The organism is Neisseria sp. P0008.S010, from assembly GCF_051962715.1.
In the GTDB taxonomy this organism is placed as follows: Bacteria; Pseudomonadota; Gammaproteobacteria; order Burkholderiales; family Neisseriaceae; genus Neisseria; species Neisseria elongata.
The window spans coordinates 18765-37188 of the sequence record NZ_JBQCVA010000005.1; the positions used below are offsets into that span (position 1 = coordinate 18765).

Sequence of the window (18424 nt, forward strand, 5' to 3'; positions counted from 1 at the left end):
CTGCGGCACATCCTTGTCAAACTCTCCCGGCGGGGGTATAACATTATCCGGCATCCGTTCGATAACATGATTACATGATTGCGAAAACCATGACGAAAAAAGCCGTTTCCAAACAGAAAATCCTTGCCGCCGCGTTGATTGTCTCCGTTGCGGCAGGCGGTTATTTCTATTACAGACAGCAACAGGCCGCCGCCCTGCCCGCATTTGTCGCGCAGTCCAACGGCAGGCTGGAGCTGAACCGCATCGACGTGGCCACTCTGTATCCCGGTCGGGTAAAAAAAGTGTATGTGGAAGAAGGGGCGGATGTGAAATCGGGCGACATACTGGCCGAACTCTCATCCGACACCAGCAGCAGCCGCGTGGCAGAAGCGCGAGCCGCCGCCGACAGGCAGCGTGAAAGCGTGCAGCGGGCCAAAGCGGCGGAAGAGCAAACACGCCGTACCGTCGCCCGCGCCGAAGCCAACATCGAAGCCGCACGGCAGCAGCAGCACGTGGCGAAAATGGAATGGGACAATGCCCGCAACCTGCTGTCGGAGCAACTGGTATCGGAATCCGAAACCGCCCGCCGCCGGGCCGATTACGAACGCGCGACTGCCGCCGTGAAGGCTGCCGAAGCCGCCCGTGCGGAAGCGCAGGCCACCGTGGCGCAAAGCCGTGCCGCAGCGGCCGAAGCGCGTGCAGGCGTAGGACAGGCGGAAGCGGCCGTCAAATCGGCTTCATCCGCCAACGACGACATGAACATCCGCGCGCCGATAGACGGGCGGGTGGAATACACCATCGCCGAAGTCGGCAATGTAGTGGCCTCCGGCTCGAAAGTGGCCAGCCTGCTCGATCCGGCCGATGTCTCCATGAACATCTTCCTGCCTACCGACAGCATCAGCCGTCTGAAAGTAAACGACGAAGCGCGCATCAAACTCGACGGTATCGATGCGGTTTTCCCGGCGAAAATCAAATTCATCGCCACAGAAGCGCAATTCACGCCCAAAGCGGTGGAAACCACCGACGAACGCGCCAAGCTGATGTTTAAGGTAAAACTGCAAGTACCGCGCGAAACGGCGCAAAAATACGACCGCCTGCTCAAAGGCGGTATGACGGGCAACGGTTTTGTGAAAACCGATGCCGCAGCGCAATGGCCTGCCGCATTGGCGGTGAAACTGCCGCAATAGCTTTCAGACGGCCTCCATACCCTTTGGAGGCCGTCTGAAAAATACCGCAAGCCCGAATACAGGCTTAAAGCCTTGCCAATCTTATTGAAATCAACCATGTGGAAACCGGAAAAGATATTGTTTGATGAGTCTGACGATGAAGGCTTGTCGTATGTTTATTTTGATTTGGGGAATTTTCGTTATTTCACCCTCACGTTCAATCCTGATGAAGATGATGAAATATACCTTGAGTTTAACGAACAGACTTTTTCGATTGAAAGCAATAATGTTACCTATACGTTAAACAATCGGATTTTATCCTTCGATTTCGGGGCCGATATTCAGGAAGCTCTGAAAATTGAAAAGCATATCGACATCGATATTGCTTCACATATCGACATCAATTCATTTGGGAAAACCTTAGCAAATATTTTTTCCAATGCCGGCAAACCGTGATTCTACGCGCACCATCAAAAAAGCATCAACACGTTCCATAAGAAAGGAAACAAAATGAACCCCGTCTTCCAGCCCTACACTTTCAACAACGGTGCCACCGTTCCCAACCGCCTCGCCGTCGCTCCCATGACGCACTTCGCTTCGGACGAAAACGGCCACATCACCAACCAAGAGCGCACGTTTCTGCAAAATCGCTTCCGCGGCTTCGGCCTGTTTATCACCGCCGCCACGCTGGTGCAGGCCAACGGCAAAACCTTTGAAGGCCAGCCGTACGCCATAAGCGAAGACGACCTGCCCAGCCTACGCGAAGTTGCCCAAATCGCCCAAGCGCAAGGCGCAAAAGCCATCCTGCAAATCCACCACGGCGGCAAATTCGCCCCCAAAGAGCTTTCCGCCGACATCGTCGCCCCGTCCGCCGATGAAGCCACGGGTGCGCGCGAACTGACCGCCGCCGAAATCGAACAGCTCATCGCCGCCTATGCCAATGCGGCCACCCTCGCGGTGCAGGCCGGGTTTGACGGCGTGGAAATCCATGGTGCAAACGCCTACCTGCTGCAACAATTCGTGTCCGCCCAAACCAACCGCCGCACCGACGAATGGGGCGGCAGCCTGCAAAACCGCCTGCGCTTCCCGCTGGCCGTGGTCGATGCCGTCGCCGCTGCCGTGAAAGCACATGCCAAACCCGATTTCATCCTCGGCTATCGCTTCTCGCCCGAAGAGTCCGGCGAAACCGGCATCACCATGGCCGACACCTTCGTGCTGATAGACGAACTGGTGCAAAAACCGCTGCAATATCTGCATGTTTCGCTGTGGGATTTCTACAAACACGCCCGACGCGGCGCAGATACCAACCGCACCCGCATGGAACTGCTGCACGAACGCATCGCCGGCCGCCTGCCCTTAATCGGCGTGGGCAACCTCTACACCGGCAGCGACATCGCCAAAGCGTTTGACACCGGCTGGGTGGAGTTTATCGCGCTGGGCAAAACCGTGATGATTAACCCCGATTTGGCCGACTTAGTGCGCGAAAACCGCGATGCCGACATCCAAACCGCACTCGATCCCGACCGTGCCGACCACTACCGCCTGCCCGATCCGCTGTGGCAACGTTGCCTCACCAACTCGCCGTGGCTGCCGCCGGTGAAAGGGATGGAACATCAGATTGTGGATATTTGAGCGTTTCAGACGGCCTTTTAAAACCTTTTAGTAGCTAAAAGGCCTTCTGAAAATAAAAAAGCAGCCTGCGCGTTGAAAAATCAAAGTGCAGGCTGCTTTTATTTATGCGGCTGCCGTCAGCGGCACTCGAAACTCTCCGCTTTGCCTTCATCGCCGCCGGCATAGGTGGCGACTTTCGGATAGGCGCAAATCGGCATTTGTTTATTCGGGAAGGATTTGCCTTGGGCAATCATGCGCTCGGGCGCTTGGTTTTTGCCATGCCAGTTTTCCAGAAGCGTGAGCGGGTCTACATCATTGAAGGCTTGGCCGCCGCCGCAGTGGTTCATACCGGGTATCATAAACAGGCGGCTGAAGCTTTGGGCGTTTGGCGTGTCGGCGTTCATTTGGCGGAACCATGCCACTTGGTCTTTGGCGGAAAACACGGGGTCGGACACGCCGGTGAGCACAATCAGTTTGCCGCCGCGTGCGCGGAAGGTGCTCAAATCGGTGGACACCGCATCGTTAATCGCGCCGGTTTGGTAGGTTTTGGGCGTGTCGCGGTCGAAATCAAATTTGTCCAAATCAAAGTTCGGCACGGCGGGGGTCATGAAATACCAAGTGAGCGAGCCTGCGCCGAGCGTTACTCCACGTGAATCGGGCTTGGCCGTTTGCGAGCTGCCAAGTTTCCATGCGCGCCAGTCAGACTGGTTCAGGCCGGAATCATAATACCAGCCGCTGTAAATCTGGTTGCCTTTGCTGTCGCGCGCGCCGTCCATCACGGCTTTGAGTGCGGCAGTTTTGGCTGGGGAGAGGCCGGCATGTTCGGCTTTGAAATCGCAGCTTTCCCATGCGTTAATCACGCCGTCTTTCAGGCCGTCGCGCGCGTCGCAACGGTTTTTCACGGCTTCGCTCACTTTGTCCAAATCGGCCTGAGTAAGGGCGTTTGCCAAGATTTTGTTGCCCTGTGCGTCTTTGGGGGCAATTTTCATGAACTGCTGGTAATCCCACTGCTGGGCAACGGCGGCGCGCGACAGGCGGAAGCCCGGGTTGGCGGCAATCACGCCGTCAAATTCCAGCGGATAACGCTGGGCGGCCATCATTGCTTCGCGTCCGCCGTTGGAGCAGCCCATGAAGTAGCTGTGTTTCGGTGCGGCGGCATACATTTTCTGAATCAGCTGTTTGGCAACCGTCGTCACTTTTCCGGTGGACTGGTAGGCAAAATCCAACCGCGCTTGCTGGTCTGCACCGAAGTCAGGCGTGGGCGTGGGGTGGCCGCCGTCCATAGAAACCACGGCATAACCGCGCATCAGTGCAGGCGTGGCGGTAGATGTATGTAGAGGAACACCGCCCACGGCAGGGGCGACAAAACCGTCCACCCCGCCACCGCCCTGGAACAGGAAGCTGCCGTTCCAGTTTTCAGGCAGCCTGAGTTGGAATTTCGTGCCGTAGTGTTTGCCGTCCGCACCGGTGCGCGCGCCGATTTCGCCTTCCACCACGCAATGTGGTTTCGCCTGCAAGATATTGGTCGAGCCGCCGGTGAGGGATGCCATTCTGTCGGCACTGATTTCACCGTTCGACCATTCGGCTTTGGTGATGGAGGTGTCGGCAATTTGGCTGTTTTTCAGCGCGAGGCACTGCTGCTTATTTTGATTTTGCGCGGGCGCGGCTTGGGCGGCGGAAATGCTGGCTGTCAGCAGCAGCGCAATGGGGGCGAGCTTGTTCATAATGATTCCTATTTCGGGGTTGCAAAAACTTGATGGTATGCATTTTGACCAATAAATCACAAGAATGGTCAAATTATAGAGCATTAACAAAATCAGGATAAATTGCAAAACCGATGCCGTATTTTTTCAGACGGCCTCCACGCTTTTTACAATGTCCGTCAGCGGCCAGCGCGGTTTGACGTTGAAACCACCCGCCGCCACCGCCTGCTCCGCCCGCATCGCGCCGGCGAAGGCAATCATCGCGCCGTTGTCGGTACAGTATTCCATGGGCGGGAAATAGGTTTGCACGGATTCGGCGGGCTTTTTCAGACGGCCTTTGCCCTGCGTTGGACGGATGGTCAAACGGCTCAGGCGTTCGCGCAGTTTTTTGTTCGCGCCCACGCCGCCCGCGACAACCAGCGTGCGGAAGCCCGTGTCGCGCAGGGCTTTTTCCGCTTTGGCAGCCAATACGTCGATAACTGCGTCTTCAAAGGCGCGACAGATGTCGTTGCGCGTTTGTTCGGCGATTCCGCCGTGTTCGGCGCGTACTTTCTCCACGGCGGTCAAGACGGCGGTTTTCAGGCCGGAAAAACTCATCTGCAAGTCGTTCGAATGCAGCATGGGCCGGGGGAAGGAAAAGGTTTCGGGATGGCCGCGTTCGGCCAGTTCGGCCAGTTTCGCGCCGCCCGGATACGGCAGACCGAGCAGTTTGGCGGTTTTATCGAAGGCTTCGCCCGCCGCGTCATCCACGCTTTCGCCCAGCAGCACATAATCGCCTATGCCGCGCACAGCCATAAACTGCGTATGGCCGCCCGATACCAGCAAGGCGACGAAGGGGAAGGCGGGTTTGTCGGCCGCCAGTAAAGGCGAAAGCAGGTGGCCTTCGAGGTGGTGGACGGGGATGACGGGTTTGTTCAGGGCGAAGGCCAACGCGTTGGCATAGCTTGAACCGGCCAGCAGCGCGCCGCCCAGCCCCGGCCCTTGGGTGAAGGCCACCGCGTCGATGTCGGCATAGTCTTTGCCCGCGTCGCGCAGGCAGGCACGGGTCAGCGGCACGAGGCGGCGGATGTGGTCGCGGCTGGCCAGCTCGGGCACCACGCCGCCGTATTCGGCGTGCATGGCCATTTGGGTGTGCAGGGCGTGGGCGAGCAGTCCGCCTTCGCTGTCGTAAAGGGCGACGCCGGTTTCGTCGCAGGAAGATTCGATACCGAGTACCAGCATGATGCGTGTCCGATGCGGATGGGAAACAAAAGGCCGGTATTGTAACGCAAAGCCGCCGCGGAATCAGGCCGGTTTTTCAGACGGCCTGCCGTTTTCCCCTGCTCGATGCGGCTTATCAAGGCCGTCTGAAACAGCGCGGCGGCGGTCGGCAAAGCCTGCGCCTTCCCCTTTCAGACGGCCTGCCGTTTCTATATAATGCCCATCTATCCAAGCCCGCAACTTCAGGAGCCGCATATGCAGACCTTCGAATTCGCCACCTCCGATTTAATCGATTTGGCCCCCGACACGCCTTCGTGCGAAATCCAATTCCGCAGCTTTGGCCGCCGCAGCCGCTTTTGCGGCCGCATCCGCACCGTCAAATGCTTCCGCGACAACGGTTTGATCAAGCAACTGATGAACAGCCGCTCCGACGGCGAAGTTTTGGTGGTGGACGGCGGCTCTTCCGCAGCCAGCGCACTGATGGGCGATTTGATTGCCTCGGCGGGCGCGGCCAACGGCTGGGTCGGCGCAATCATCCTCGGCGCCATCCGCGACAGCGAAGCCATCAACACGCTGGATTTCGGCGTAAAGGCCCTGTCCGTCAATCCGCGCAAAAGCGCGAAAGACGGCGCGGGGGAAACCGACGTCGTGCTGAGTTTCGGCGGTGTGGACTTCATCCCCGGTCACTACCTTTACAGCGATGCCGACGGTATTTTGGTCTCACCCCAACCCATCGGAGAGGAGTAAGTCATGCAGGTAACCTCGCAATGGATAGACGGCCTCTGCTTCGTGGGCACCACTGAAAACGGCCACAGCGTGGTCATGGAAGGCGCGGCGGCGGAAGGCGGCGTGAAGCGCGGCCCCAGCCCGATGGAAATGCTGCTATTGGGCGTGGCGGGCTGTTCGAGCATCGACGTGGTGATGATTGCGGAAAAACAGCGGCAGAAAGTCAGCGACTGCCGCGCCACGGTTACGGCCAAACGCGCCGACGAAGCCCCGCGCGTGTTTACCGAAATCCATATTCATTTCAAAGTGTTCGGCACGGATTTGAAAGAAAGCGCGATTGCCCAGGCAGTTCGGCTGTCGGCGGAAAAATATTGTTCCGCTTCGATTATGTTGGGCAAGGCCGCCGCCGTCAGCCACAGTTTTGAAATCGTCGAATGCGTTTGAACGGCAAAAGGCCGTCTGAAAGCCTGCTTCGGTTTTCAGACGGCCTGAACGTTTTATAGTTTATAGTGAAATTCCCCCAATCGACCATACACATCAGCTTATCGGTCGTTCCCCTGATATTTGAAACCGATACCCCGGTATCGAACAACTTCCCTGAAAGGACAAAAACATGGCCTACACCCTGATTATCCCCGTCTGCCCGCATGTTGATGCGGCCAAAGCCGCCGCCAATATCGCGGCTAAACTGCCGAATGCCGCGGTATTCAACGCAATGGACTATGCCGGCGAAGCCGTCCGCCTGGCGGCCGAAGGCAAAGCGGACGACTGGTTCGACCTGCTGGTCGGCCGCGCCGCCGCGCTGGGTAAGGAAAACGTCGTCATCCAAGGCATCACCCCGAGCGATGCCTATATCTTCCTGAGCCGCCAAAACAACGGCCTGGCCACCGCGTTCAACGCCCGCGTCGTCTTCGCCGTCAGCAACGAACACGCCACCGCCGAACGCCTGCAGATGGCCAAAGCGTCGTTTGCCGGACGCAACGTCGAATTTGCCGGCGTGGTCGGCGGTACGGCCGAAGCCGCCCAAGCAGCCGGTTTGGACTATCTGGGCAGCGCAGACGCACCCGAAGGTGTGGCAAAACTGGCCGCCGAACAAGCCGTCCGTCTGTCGCCCGCGCAATTCCGCTACAACATGATGGAAGCCGCCCGCAAGGCAAACAAACGCATCGTACTGCCCGAAGGCGCGGAACCGCGCACCGTCCAAGCCGCCGCCATCTGCCATGAAAAAGGCCTGGCGCGCTGCGTGCTGCTGGCCAAACGCGAAGAAGTCGAAGCCGTTGCCAAAGAAAAAGGCATCGCCCTGCCCGCGTCGCTGGAAATCATCGATCCCGCCACACTGGTCGAACAATACGTCGCCCCGATGTGCGAACTGCGCAAATCCAAAGGCCTGACCCCCGAAGACGCGCGCAAACAACTGCAAGACACTGTGGTACTCGGCACCATGATGATGGCGCAAAACGATGTGGACGGCCTTGTTTCCGGCGCGGTACACACCACTGCCAACACCATCCGCCCCGCCTTACAGCTGATTAAAACCGCCCCCGGCGCAAGCATCGTATCCAGCGTGTTCTTCATGCTGCTGCCCGAGCAGGTCGTGGTATACGGCGACTGCGCGGTGAATCCGAATCCGACTGCCGAACAGTTGGCCGAAATCGCCGTCCAATCGGCCGAATCTGCTAAAGCCTTCGGCATAGACCCGCGCGTGGCCATGATTTCCTATTCCACCATCGATTCCGGCAGCGGCCCCGATGTGGATTTGGTGATTGAAGCGACCAAGCTGGTTAAAGAAAAAGCCCCTGCCTTGGCCGTGGACGGCCCGCTGCAATACGATGCCGCCGTGGTGGAAAGCGTGGCCAAATCCAAAGCCCCGAACAGCCCCGTGGCAGGCAAAGCCAACGTGTTCGTGTTCCCCAACCTGACCACCGGCAACTGCACTTATAAAGCCGTTCAGCGCAACGCCAACGTCTTGAGCGTCGGCCCGATGCTGCAAGGCCTGCGCAAACCGGTAAACGACCTGTCGCGCGGCGCGCTGGTGGAAGACATCGTCTACACCATCGCCCTGACTGCGATTCAGGCAACCCAGATTGCGAAATAACGGTGGGTTAATACCGACAAGGCCGTCTGAAAGGGTTTGCCCGTTTTCAGACGGCCTTTTTCAAAAATCCCCCAAACCGAAAGGAAACCCCATGACTACCCGTCATCCACTGAACAACCCCGAATTGGCCGGCCACACCTTTTTGCAGGATATGTATGACGACGATTATTTCCCGCCCGAACTGGTGCAAAAAGGAGAAAACATCCTGGTCGAACTGTGCCGCCAAATCGAAACCGAACAGCCCGAAGACTTAGACGGCCTATATAGCCTGACCCACGCAGCTACCGAACGCTTCAACGAATTGGCGGAAGAGTTTGATGAAAACGACAGCGAAATCGAAACCGTCGCCAGAGACACGATTGCCACCGATATGGAATACATCGCCCAAAGCTACGGCTTTGAAGATGCGGACATCGAAGAACTGGTTGCCCCGCGCGATTGGTAAGTATGGTTGGCAAAAAGGCCGTCTGAATTTTTCAGACGGCCTTTGATGTTAAAATAGCCCATCCGCAACACACACCGTTTTTCATGAATATTCTCGAAGCCTTATTATTATTGATCCTGCTGATTGTCATCAGCGCATTTGTTTCCTGTTCCGAACTCGCGCTCGCCTCGGCGCGCAAAATCAAATTGCAAGTGATGGCAAAAGACGGCGGCGACACGCGCGCGCTCGACGTGCTCAATATGCAGCAGCAGCCGGGCAGCTTCATCACCGTCGTTCAAATCGGTTTGAACGCCGTCGCCATTCTCGCCGGTATCGTCGGCGAAGCGGCGGTGCGCCCTTATTTCGGCGGTTTGTTGGCAAACGCGGGCAGTTGGGGCAGTACCGCCGCGTCGCTGCTGACGTTCGCGCTGGTCACGGGCAGCTTCATCCTGATTGCCGACCTGATGCCCAAGCGCATAGCGATGACCCATCCCGAAGCGGTGGCGGTGCGCATCGTACGGCCGATGATGTTCTTAATTTTTATTCTAAAGCCTTTCGTTTGGACATTTGACGGGCTGGCGAACGCGATATTCAAACTCTTCAAAATCTCCACCGTCCGCCAAGAGCAGCTGACTTCGGAAGACATTTACGCCGTCGTCGATGCGGGCGCGCAGGCGGGTGTGTTGAAAGAGCAGGAACACTACCTGATTGAAAATATTTTCGACATGCAGGCGCGCACGGTGACTTCCACCATGAGTACGCGCGAATACATCGCCTATTTCGATAAAAACGACGACAGCGATACAGTGTTGGAAATGATGTCGGAAAAACCGCACAACAAATTCTTGGTGTGCGACGGCGATTTGGAACGAGTCATCGGCTACATCGAATCGCATACGCTATTGACATTGTTTTTAAAAGAAAAAGACGTCCGCCTGACCGACAAGCGCGTGCTGCGCAAAGCCTTGTTCATCCCTGACACGCTGTCGCTTTACGATGTATTGGAAACCTTCAAAACTTCCGGCGAAGACTTTGCCGTAGTGGTAAACGAATATGCGCTGGTGGTCGGCGTGGTTACGCTGAAAGACGTGATGAGCATCGTCATGGGCGAGCTGGTCAATACCGAAGAAGAGCCGCAAATCATCCGCCGCACCGAAGACACTTGGCTGGTGGACGGCGCAACCCCGCTCGCCGACGTCATGCGTGCATTGGACATTGAGGAATTTCCCAATTCAGAAAACTACGAAACCATCGCTGGCTTTATGATGTATTCCCTGCGCAAAATCCCGAAACGCACCGATTTTTTGGTTTACGCGGGATACAAATTTGAAATCATCGACACCGAAAATCTGAAAATCGACCAGCTTCTTGTTTCCAAACAAAATAATGAAGCGGACGGGATATAGTCCGAGGCCGTCTGAAAAAAAGAAAAAGCACGGCACCGAATAAACCCGTCCGCCAGCGACATCTTTTCAGACGGCCTCAAGCCGATACACACCATGCAGCAGCGAAAAATCATCCACATCGATATGGACGCGTTCTACGCCTCGGTAGAACTGCGCGAACAGCCGCATTTGCAAGGCCTACCCGTCGTCGTGGCTTGGGAGGGCGCGCGTTCCGTCATCTGCGCCGCCTCTTACGAAGCCCGCCGCTTCGGCCTGCATTCCGCCATGTCCGCCGCCACCGCCAAGCGCCTCTGCCCGCAAGCGGTTTTCGTGCCGCCGAATTTTTCCCTCTACCGCAACGTGTCGCGGCAGATACACGGCATTTTCAGACGGCATACCGACCTTGTCGAACCTTTGTCGCTGGACGAAGCCTATTTGGACGTTACCCTCAACCACCAAAACATCCCCTACGCCAGCGACATCGCCCGCAGCATCCGCGCCGACATTCTCGCCGAAACCGGCCTGACCGCCTCGGCAGGAGTCGCGCCGAACAAATTCTTGGCCAAAATCGCCTCCGACTGGAACAAGCCCAACGGACAGTTCGTCCTGCCGCCGCAGAAAGTCGAGGCCTTTTTAACCGACCTGCCGCTGGGCAAAATCCCCGGAGTCGGCAAAGTTACGCGGCAGAAGATGCAGCGGCTGGGCATGGACACCGTCGGCGACCTGCGCCGGCACAGCCCCGGCGAATTGGCCAACCTGTTCGGCAAATGGGGCTACCGCCTCCACGACCTCGCCTACGGCATCGACAACCGCCCCGTCAAAGCCGAACGCGAACGCCTGCAAATCTCCACCGAAATCACCCTGCCCGAAGACCTGCCGCTTGCCCTGATTGTCCGCCACCTGCCGCATCTGGCCGATGATTTGTGGCAGCAGCTGCAAAACAGGGAAACCGAGGCGCGGGGCGTCACGCTGAAACTGAAAACCGCCGATTTCCGCATCATCACCCGTTCCCTGACCTATTCCTCCCCCCTGCCCGATTCCGCCGCACTTTTATCTGCCGCCCGCGAATTGGCGGGGCGGATTCCGCACGCCTCCGACATCGATTACCGCCTGATCGGACTCGGGGTCGGCCACCTCGAACCGCGCGGACAGCAGCAGGATTTATGGCAGGCTGTCTGAAAAATAGCGTTGTTTCAAAATATAGTGAATTAAATTTAAACCAGTACAGCGTTGGCTCGCCTTGCCGTACTATTTGTACTGTCTGCGGCTCGCCGCCTTGTCCTGATTTAAATTTAATCCACTATACCTGTGCCGTCATCGAGGCAGATACAAGCACAAATAAAAGGCCGTCTGAAAACGCTGTGTGCGCTTTCAGACGGCCTTTTATTTATCCGGCTTATTCGTCCGTTTTAATTTTTGCGGGTTGTACGTTTTCGTATTGCGTCGATTCGTCGCCGTAATATAAAACGCCGAGTTTGATAGGGATGCGGCCTTGAGATTTGCGGTGGGCGTTGGAGTCGCGCAGGGAGTAGGCGCAGCCGCAATATTCTTGTTGGTAGAAGTGTTCGCGTTTGCTGATTTCAATCATGCGCGCGCTGCCGCCGCCTTTGCGCCAGTTGAAATCCCAGTAAACCAAATCGTCATAAGGCTCGGCGGCGCGGTGGCCGCAGCCGTTGATTTGCTTCATGTCTTTCCAGCGGGAAATGCCCAGCGAGCTGGTGAAGACGGGGAAGCCGTTTTCGTGGGCGTATTGGGCGGCTTTTTCGAAACGCATGTCGAAACACATGGTGCAGCGGATGCCGCGTTCGGGTTCGAATTCCATGCCTTTGGCTTTGGCGAACCATTCTTTGCGGTCGTTTTCGTAGTCGTCGTCTTTGTCGATGAAGGGGATGCCGAATTTGTCGGCAAAGCGCATGTTTTCTTCTTTGCGCAACATGTATTCTTTGAGCGGGTGGATGTTGGGATTGTAGAAGTAGATGGTGTAGTCGATGCCGCTGGCGAGCATGGCTTCCATCACTTCGCCGCTGCACGGGGCGCAGCAGGAATGCAGCAGGACTTTTTTATGGCCGCCGGGCGGGACGAGGACGGGGCGGTCGATGTCGGTAACGATGGGGGTGTCGGATGTGTTCATATCAAATTATCGTTTTTCGTTGTAATCGGATGAAGGGAGGCCGTCTGAAAAGACGGCCGAAGCGGTTTATCGGGATGCGGCAGGAGGTACGGCCTGTTTGCGTTGCCGTTTTTTCCAAAACCGCCAGCCGTACATCACATAGCCGGACAGGCTGTAGCCGAGGAAGAATAAAAACAGGACAAGCGCGGGTTTCAAGGCCAATATCAACAGGCCGAGCATGACTAAAATCATCACGAAAAACGGTACTTTCCGGTGGATGTTGATTTCCTTGAAACTCCAAAACGGAATCTGAACCACCATGGAAAGCCCGGCAAACAGGGTGATGAACAATGCCCACCATTTCTCACCGGCAAAATTTTCCACGCTGTGGTTTACCCAAATCAAGCCGACAATCAAGGCGGCCGCCGTCGGGCTGGGCACGCCGACAAACCAGCGTTTGTCCGCTTTGCCGTTGCCGATCAGGGTATTGAACAAGGCCAGGCGCAGGGCGGCGCAGGCGCAATAGATAAAGGCGATGGTATAGCCGATTTTGCCGAAGTGGAAAAGCTGCCATTTGTAGGCAATCAGTGCGGGGGCGACGCCGAAGCTGACCATGTCCGCCAAACTGTCGAGCTGTTCGCCGAACGCGCTTTGGCTGTTCGTCCAACGTGCGACACGGCCGTCCATGCCGTCAAGCAGCATCGAAATGAAAACGGCGATAGCGGCGGTTTCGTAGTAACCGTGCATGGCCTGGGTGATGGCGTAAAAAGCGGAAAACAGGGCGGCAATGGTAAAGGAATTGGGCAGCACATAGATGCTGTTCTGCCGCAGGCTGCGGCGGATTTCCATGCCGCTGCGGGATGGTTCTGTGGCCATAATGAAAAGCCGTTAGTTGTTGAAGAACAGGGTAATTATACCCGATTTACCCGAAACGGGCTTTTCAGACGGCCTTTACGGACGGCCGATTTATTGCTTATGCTTTGCCGGATGCCGAACGTATCAGCATTTGCGTTCCGAACCAGCCCCAATAAATCCGATGATGCCGGATTTTTCCCTGCCCGATCCGCATCACTTCAAGAATATCGACCTGATTGCCGTCGGGCGTTTGGCGCGGATATTCCCAAATCAGTGTATCCCCTGAAATAAAACGGCTGCCGTCGCGATACCAGCGTACCAATTCATTCGGCCGCCGCCGCGTACCTTCTTCTAAAAAACGCAGGATTTCGGCTTTCCCATTCAGAATCCCGCTCTCAATATTTAATATAACAGGGACAAGCGGGCTTTCCAGCACGGCATCGTCCGCATACAGCCCGATTAACGCTTCGGTATCGCGGTTTTTTGCGTATTCGTGCCAATCGTGGTAAATCCGTTCGAAATCGTTCATGATGCACCCCAAGGTTTTACACAAGAAAAAGGCCGTCTGAAAACCCGGTTTGACTTTCAGACGGCCTGCCGTTTATTCGGCTGAAGTGTCGGGAACCGCTTCCTGCACGGCGGCCTCAACGGCTTCGGCAGACTGTGTTTCACCGCCCTCTTCATTTGCCGCTTCCGCCTCTGCACGGCGTGCCGCCTGTTTTTCCAACATTTCTTTCACCATCGGATTTTGCGCGGCAACAGCCTGCTCTTCCGGCGTTACTTCGCCTTTGAAACGGTTGTTCAAATCAAAACGTTTGCCACCGCGGGCCAGCGCCTTCAAATAGCGCGGACGGCGGCAGTGATTGGCCAGCACGCGCATAATCAGGGCGGAATCGTATTGTGGCATAGCCGCGATTAAATCCTGGTCGATGCCCAATGCCAAAGGCTTAAAGCGTTTGAAAACATCAAATTTGCCGTAAATATAGTCGGCAATCATATCGGTTTGCTTCTTTTTGCTCATGGTCTGCACTGCGGTTTTCAGTGCCGCACCCAAGGCGGTTTCTTTTGTCATGCTTCGTTATTCCTGAGTAAATGAGAAGGGGAAATCGGCGTGTATTGTAACGTAAACCGCGGTTTGGGTTAAGCTGTTGTTGGCCGCGCTCCGCCATTGATACATCTTTTGAAACAATCGTGCTTAGGTTATATGCCGTTTGAACATCAAGCAAAATATAAAATAGCAAAGATGCATCTGAAACAAAATAAAATTTCGCAATATTTTTAGTTTTCGGCACCTTTTTCTATCATTATTTTAATGATTGATGCGCACTATCATTTGTATTAACATCGCAACCTTCACATCCCATTACAAAGGATTACAGAAAGGTTGCAGAAATGTCCGAAAGCAAATCCAGATTCCCCTCACGGCCGAAAATCCTCGCCGTTAGCCTCGCAGGCATCCTCATTGCCCTGCCCGCCTATGCCGCCGACAACCCGCCCTCCGAAGTAACCGAAAGCAGCAACATCGAAGCGCTGACCGTTACCGGCAAACGCAGTGCCGACCAAAAAGGCGCGGACGACGTGTATTACAAAAACGTCTCCAACGCCTACGTCGGCAAAGAATACCTCGAACGCTACCGCGTCCAATCCGCCGGCGACGTGCTCAAAGGCTTAAACGGCGTGTACAACATGAACACCCGCACCGCCGGCGGCGCGATTACGCCCAACATACGCGGCATCACCGGCAAGGGCCGTATCCCCGTAACGCTGGACGGCACGGAGCAAACGGTCGACGTCTGGCTCAACAACTACGGCGTGGGCGACCGCAACTATCTCGACCCCGCCCTGTTCCGCAGCATCGCGGTGGAAAAAAGCCCCGCCATGACGCGCGGCGTGAAATCGGGCGTCGGCGGCGCGATGTCCATCCGCACCATCGAACCCGCCGACATCATCCCCGAAGGGAGAAACTGGGGAATCGAAGTCAAAACCGAGTTTTCCGGCAACACCGTGGCGCAGAAAAACGACTTGCGCCAATTCTTAGGCCGCGACTACCGCACCCTCTCGTCCATAGGCGCGACGGCGGACGGCACACCGGGTATGGCGGACGTGCTGACCGGCTATACCGGCAAACCCTCCCCCACCGCCCTGTTGTTGGACGAAGGCATAGCCGACACGAAATTCTCGGGCGGCAAAAGCCACACCAACTTCAAAGACGACAGGCAGCTGATGCTGTCCGCCGCCTTCAAAACCGACATTACAGACGGCCTTGCCGCATACAGCCACCGTCAAAAGGGCAACTACTACGCGGGCAAACGCGGCTATCAAAGCTACCTCAACAACCCCATTTACGGTGCGGATGCCTGTTACGACCAGTATCCCGACAAATCGCAACTGGAAAAAGACATACTCTGCAAATCTTCCGCCAGCCTGGTGCCGAATATGGCCATCCTGTTCAGGCCGGGCGAAGAAATCATGAACAGCCACACCGACACCAAAACCCTGCTGCTGAAAAACAACTGGTATCTGCCGGGCAATCAGAAAATCAGCCTGCAATATATGGACAACAAAATCGGCTTCGGCGAAATCAACCCCCTGATAACGGCATGGATACTCGGTTTCAGCGAACAATCCCTAAATGACCCCGCGCAGCAGGCACCGGGCATAGGCACGAAAATCGACAGCAAAACCTACAAAATCGGCTACGAATGGAAGCCGCAGGACAACAAGTGGATAGATTTTCAGGCCGATATGTGGCGGGTGAAGACCGACAGCAACCGCCATCAGAGCGGCGGCCCCGTCGTCGGCGTAACCACGCCCGACATGGACTACGACATCTGGTACTGGTGCAACATACGCAAACGGCCGTCTCCCGGTCTTAGAACGGAAAGCTGCGAAGACGCGATGACGTGGAACGCCTACGGCTCGGCTCGAACCCATGAAGAAGTGCTGCGCATGATAGAAGACACGCCCGACAAAATCGCCCGCAGGCTGGCCCAGTACGATGAAAACAACCGTGCGATTACCGACCGCTGGATGGGGCATACGGGCGGCTACTACGCCATTACGCCCGCCGATAAAAATGTGATGACCGACCAGACCAACCATCTGGGCAGGCTGATGAACCTGGCCGAACTGAAGCAAAAGCTGAATCAGGAACGCTACTACATCGAACATCCCGACCGCATCATCGTTCCCGGCGCGCGGCAGCGTACCGACGTCGTCCGCAACGGCTTCAACCTCAGCAACCGCTTCCGCCTTTCCGACAAACTCAGCCTCACCCTCGCCGCCGACTACCAGCGCGAAACGCTGGAAGAACGCACCGACATCGCTAACAGCACCGACCTGATGAACACGTTCGGCGTACTGACCCGCATGGCGGCCTTGGGCGGCCCGCAGTCGGCGAAAAAGCGCGAATGGGGCGCGAACCTAGTCTTCGACTGGAAACCGACTTCCCGCCTGAACATACAGGCGGGCGTGCGCTATCAGAACTTCAAAGGGCGCAATATCGAACTGGCGCGGCAGCGTGCCGCACGCAACCCCTGGTATCAGTACGGCCTGGGTTCGGACAGCTATGTTACCGGCCTGATGATGCCTTATTACGAATTGGCGGATGAAGAAGATATTGCCAACCAAAAGCGAATGCTGCAGCTTTATGACCCTGATAGAATCGGGGGACAGGTTGCAGAATATCAAGACCTTAACCGCCGTTTTAAGGAAAAAAACGGTTACGATTTTGATCCGCATGATACTCTCGTTGGTCAGGATACTCGGTTTTACGCCAAATCTGATGGAAATTTTGTTCAATATGCGGATGGCAATAAAGATACCGATGTGCTATATGTCCTGCGCCGCAAACAGATCATTCCAATGAATGCAGGCAAATTTGACCCCGGCAAAGTACAAATTACGCCGGAAATGTACCGCGAAAGGGTAAACAATCCGCAAGGAAAGCGCGGCAGCTACCGCCGTTATATTCCCGGATCACATATAGGCATAACACCCGGTTCGGTAGGCGAAACAACAGACCGTATGGCCAATGAAAACCAAATTCCGTCAAAAGAAGACAATAATCAGGCACTGGAATTCAATAGCGACCTAAACCGTACAGCTTGGATTCGGCATCAATTCGGCGAATCCGACCGCTGGCGCATGCCGCAGGAACAGCGTGCGCATTCCTGGGCGCCCATGCTGTCGGTCAGCTACGATCTTGCCGACAACCACCGCCTCTTCGCCCGCTATGCCCGCATGAGCCGCTTCCCCAGCCTCTATGAATTGACCGCTTCCACCAGCAGCGGCGGGCTGTACGGCAGCAAGACCGTGGCCGAATACAGTCTGAAACCGGAAAAAAGCACCAACTGGGAAGTCGGCTACAATTTCAATTTCGCCCCGCATTTCGCCAAACTGCGCCAAGGCGACCTCCGCCTCACCTACTACAGCAACAAAATCAAAAACCAAATCGACACCTCGAATATGGACGGCGGCATGATCCAATACGACAAGGCAGTCAGCAAAGGGATAGAACTGCAAAGCCGCCTCGACAGCGGCCGCTTCTTCGCCTCCTTCGGCGGCACTTACCGCTTGAAACATATGGTGTGCGACAAGAGCATCGCCTTCAAATTCGACTATTACCTCCAACGCGTACCCGAATGCCTCGAAGGCGGCTTCGGCCTCAGCCGCTTCTTCCAGTCCCTGCAGCCGAAATATTCGCTTACCCTTGATGTCGGCACGCGCTTCTTCAACGAAAAACTGGAATTGGGCATGCGCGCCATCCATCACAGCAAGGCGGAGCGGAAAAACTACGACAAGCTGATTGCCGACGGCGCGGGGCAGGTGTATGAGCGCAACGGCAAACCCTACGGCTGGCATGCCGCCACTCTTTTGGATGCCTATGCCCGCTACCGCATAGGGAAACATATAGACTTGAATTTCGGCGTAACCAACCTTGCCAACCGCTATTACCTAGACCCGATGTCCAGCACCCCCGTTCCCGGCCCGGGCAGGACGGTTACCTTCGGCATCAAGGGCAGGTTTTAGGGCTTGACCGCATCATATTGCAGCCGACGGGCAGGAATCCGCCCGTCGGCTATAGTCTGTTACCCGTTACTATAATATTTGTATTTCTTAGATGGTAATGCAATGATATTAAAAATAAAATATTGACAAATGCAATCTA

17 protein-coding genes and 1 pseudogene are annotated in these 18424 nt (G+C 56.0%); 10 read left to right on the top strand and 8 right to left on the bottom strand.

The genetic code is table 11. The features are described 5' to 3' along the window. The first annotated feature begins 89 nt into the window (after nt 1-89). The 3 genes from ACTHSL_RS02615 (at nt 90) to ACTHSL_RS02625 (ending at nt 2777) form a co-directional block, all read left to right on the top strand. On the top strand, nt 90-1166 hold the full coding sequence (locus tag ACTHSL_RS02615; RefSeq protein ID WP_440380263.1) for an HlyD family secretion protein: 1077 nt from the start codon (nt 90-92) through the stop codon (nt 1164-1166). A 96-nt stretch (nt 1167-1262) separates the two neighbouring features. Next, nucleotides 1263-1601: an RNA polymerase subunit sigma gene (locus ACTHSL_RS02620; protein ID WP_440380230.1), complete on the top strand. Its 339-nt coding sequence runs from the start codon at nt 1263-1265 to the stop codon at nt 1599-1601. 54 nt (nt 1602-1655) lie between these two features. Next, a complete protein-coding gene (locus ACTHSL_RS02625) occupies nt 1656-2777 on the top strand; it encodes an NADH-dependent flavin oxidoreductase (RefSeq protein WP_440380231.1) in 1122 nt (373 codons plus the stop codon). Nucleotides 2778-2893: 116 nt separating this feature from the next. Here the strand turns inward: ACTHSL_RS02625 and ACTHSL_RS02630 are convergent, their stop codons facing one another. From ACTHSL_RS02630 to ACTHSL_RS02640, 3 genes are all read right to left on the bottom strand, one after another. Next, on the bottom strand, nt 2894-4480 hold the full coding sequence (locus ACTHSL_RS02630; protein ID WP_440380232.1) for a tannase/feruloyl esterase family alpha/beta hydrolase: 1587 nt from the start codon (nt 4478-4480) through the stop codon (nt 2894-2896). A gap of 126 nt (nt 4481-4606) precedes the next feature. After that, complete coding sequence (gene tsaD / locus ACTHSL_RS02635; protein WP_440380233.1) at nt 4607-5680, bottom strand: tRNA (adenosine(37)-N6)-threonylcarbamoyltransferase complex transferase subunit TsaD; 1074 nt, start codon at nt 5678-5680, stop codon at nt 4607-4609. Between the two features lie 63 nt (nt 5681-5743). Next, on the bottom strand, nt 5744-5914 hold the full coding sequence (locus ACTHSL_RS02640; protein ID WP_440380234.1) for a hypothetical protein: 171 nt from the start codon (nt 5912-5914) through the stop codon (nt 5744-5746). Between ACTHSL_RS02640 and rraA the strand changes: the two genes are divergently transcribed. From rraA to dinB, 6 genes are all read left to right on the top strand, one after another. Then, a complete protein-coding gene (gene rraA, locus ACTHSL_RS02645; RefSeq protein WP_440380235.1) occupies nt 5915-6406 on the top strand; it encodes a ribonuclease E activity regulator RraA in 492 nt (163 codons plus the stop codon). A gap of 3 nt (nt 6407-6409) precedes the next feature. Then, a complete protein-coding gene (locus ACTHSL_RS02650) occupies nt 6410-6829 on the top strand; it encodes an OsmC family protein (protein ID WP_049254276.1) in 420 nt (139 codons plus the stop codon). A gap of 169 nt (nt 6830-6998) precedes the next feature. Then, nucleotides 6999-8480 (top strand): phosphate acetyltransferase, encoded by a 1482-nt coding sequence (pta, locus tag ACTHSL_RS02655; RefSeq protein WP_440380236.1) that lies wholly within the window; start codon nt 6999-7001, stop codon nt 8478-8480. Between the two features lie 91 nt (nt 8481-8571). Then, nucleotides 8572-8925 carry a DUF5713 family protein gene (locus tag ACTHSL_RS02660; protein ID WP_440380237.1) on the top strand — a complete coding sequence of 118 codons (354 nt, stop codon included), beginning with the start codon at nt 8572-8574 and terminating at the stop codon, nt 8923-8925. Between the two features lie 83 nt (nt 8926-9008). Beyond that, nucleotides 9009-10310, top strand: a complete 1302-nt coding sequence (locus tag ACTHSL_RS02665; RefSeq protein WP_440380238.1) for a hemolysin family protein — start codon at nt 9009-9011, stop codon at nt 10308-10310. 93 nt (nt 10311-10403) lie between these two features. Next, a complete protein-coding gene (dinB, locus tag ACTHSL_RS02670) occupies nt 10404-11468 on the top strand; it encodes a DNA polymerase IV (protein WP_440380239.1) in 1065 nt (354 codons plus the stop codon). A gap of 19 nt (nt 11469-11487) precedes the next feature. Here dinB and ACTHSL_RS02675 read toward each other — a convergent pair. The 5 genes and pseudogenes from ACTHSL_RS02675 to ACTHSL_RS02695 form a co-directional block, all read right to left on the bottom strand. Beyond that, a pseudogene (locus ACTHSL_RS02675) lies at nt 11488-11597 on the bottom strand (IS5/IS1182 family transposase); the annotation flags it as partial. Between the two features lie 88 nt (nt 11598-11685). Next, nucleotides 11686-12420 carry an epoxyqueuosine reductase QueH gene (locus ACTHSL_RS02680; RefSeq protein ID WP_049254266.1) on the bottom strand — a complete coding sequence of 245 codons (735 nt, stop codon included), beginning with the start codon at nt 12418-12420 and terminating at the stop codon, nt 11686-11688. A 66-nt stretch (nt 12421-12486) separates the two neighbouring features. Continuing rightward, on the bottom strand, nt 12487-13248 hold the full coding sequence (pssA, locus tag ACTHSL_RS02685; protein ID WP_440380264.1) for a CDP-diacylglycerol--serine O-phosphatidyltransferase: 762 nt from the start codon (nt 13246-13248) through the stop codon (nt 12487-12489). 124 nt (nt 13249-13372) lie between these two features. Beyond that, entirely contained in the window at nt 13373-13783 is a 411-nt protein-coding gene (locus ACTHSL_RS02690; protein ID WP_440380240.1) for a nuclear transport factor 2 family protein, read from the bottom strand. 72 nt (nt 13784-13855) lie between these two features. After that, entirely contained in the window at nt 13856-14326 is a 471-nt protein-coding gene (locus tag ACTHSL_RS02695) for a ProQ/FINO family protein (protein WP_440380241.1), read from the bottom strand. 320 nt (nt 14327-14646) lie between these two features. Between ACTHSL_RS02695 and tdfG the strand changes: the two genes are divergently transcribed. Beyond that, on the top strand, nt 14647-18285 hold the full coding sequence (tdfG, locus tag ACTHSL_RS02700; RefSeq protein ID WP_440380242.1) for a TonB-dependent receptor TdfG: 3639 nt from the start codon (nt 14647-14649) through the stop codon (nt 18283-18285). The last annotated feature ends 139 nt before the right edge of the window (nt 18286-18424 follow it).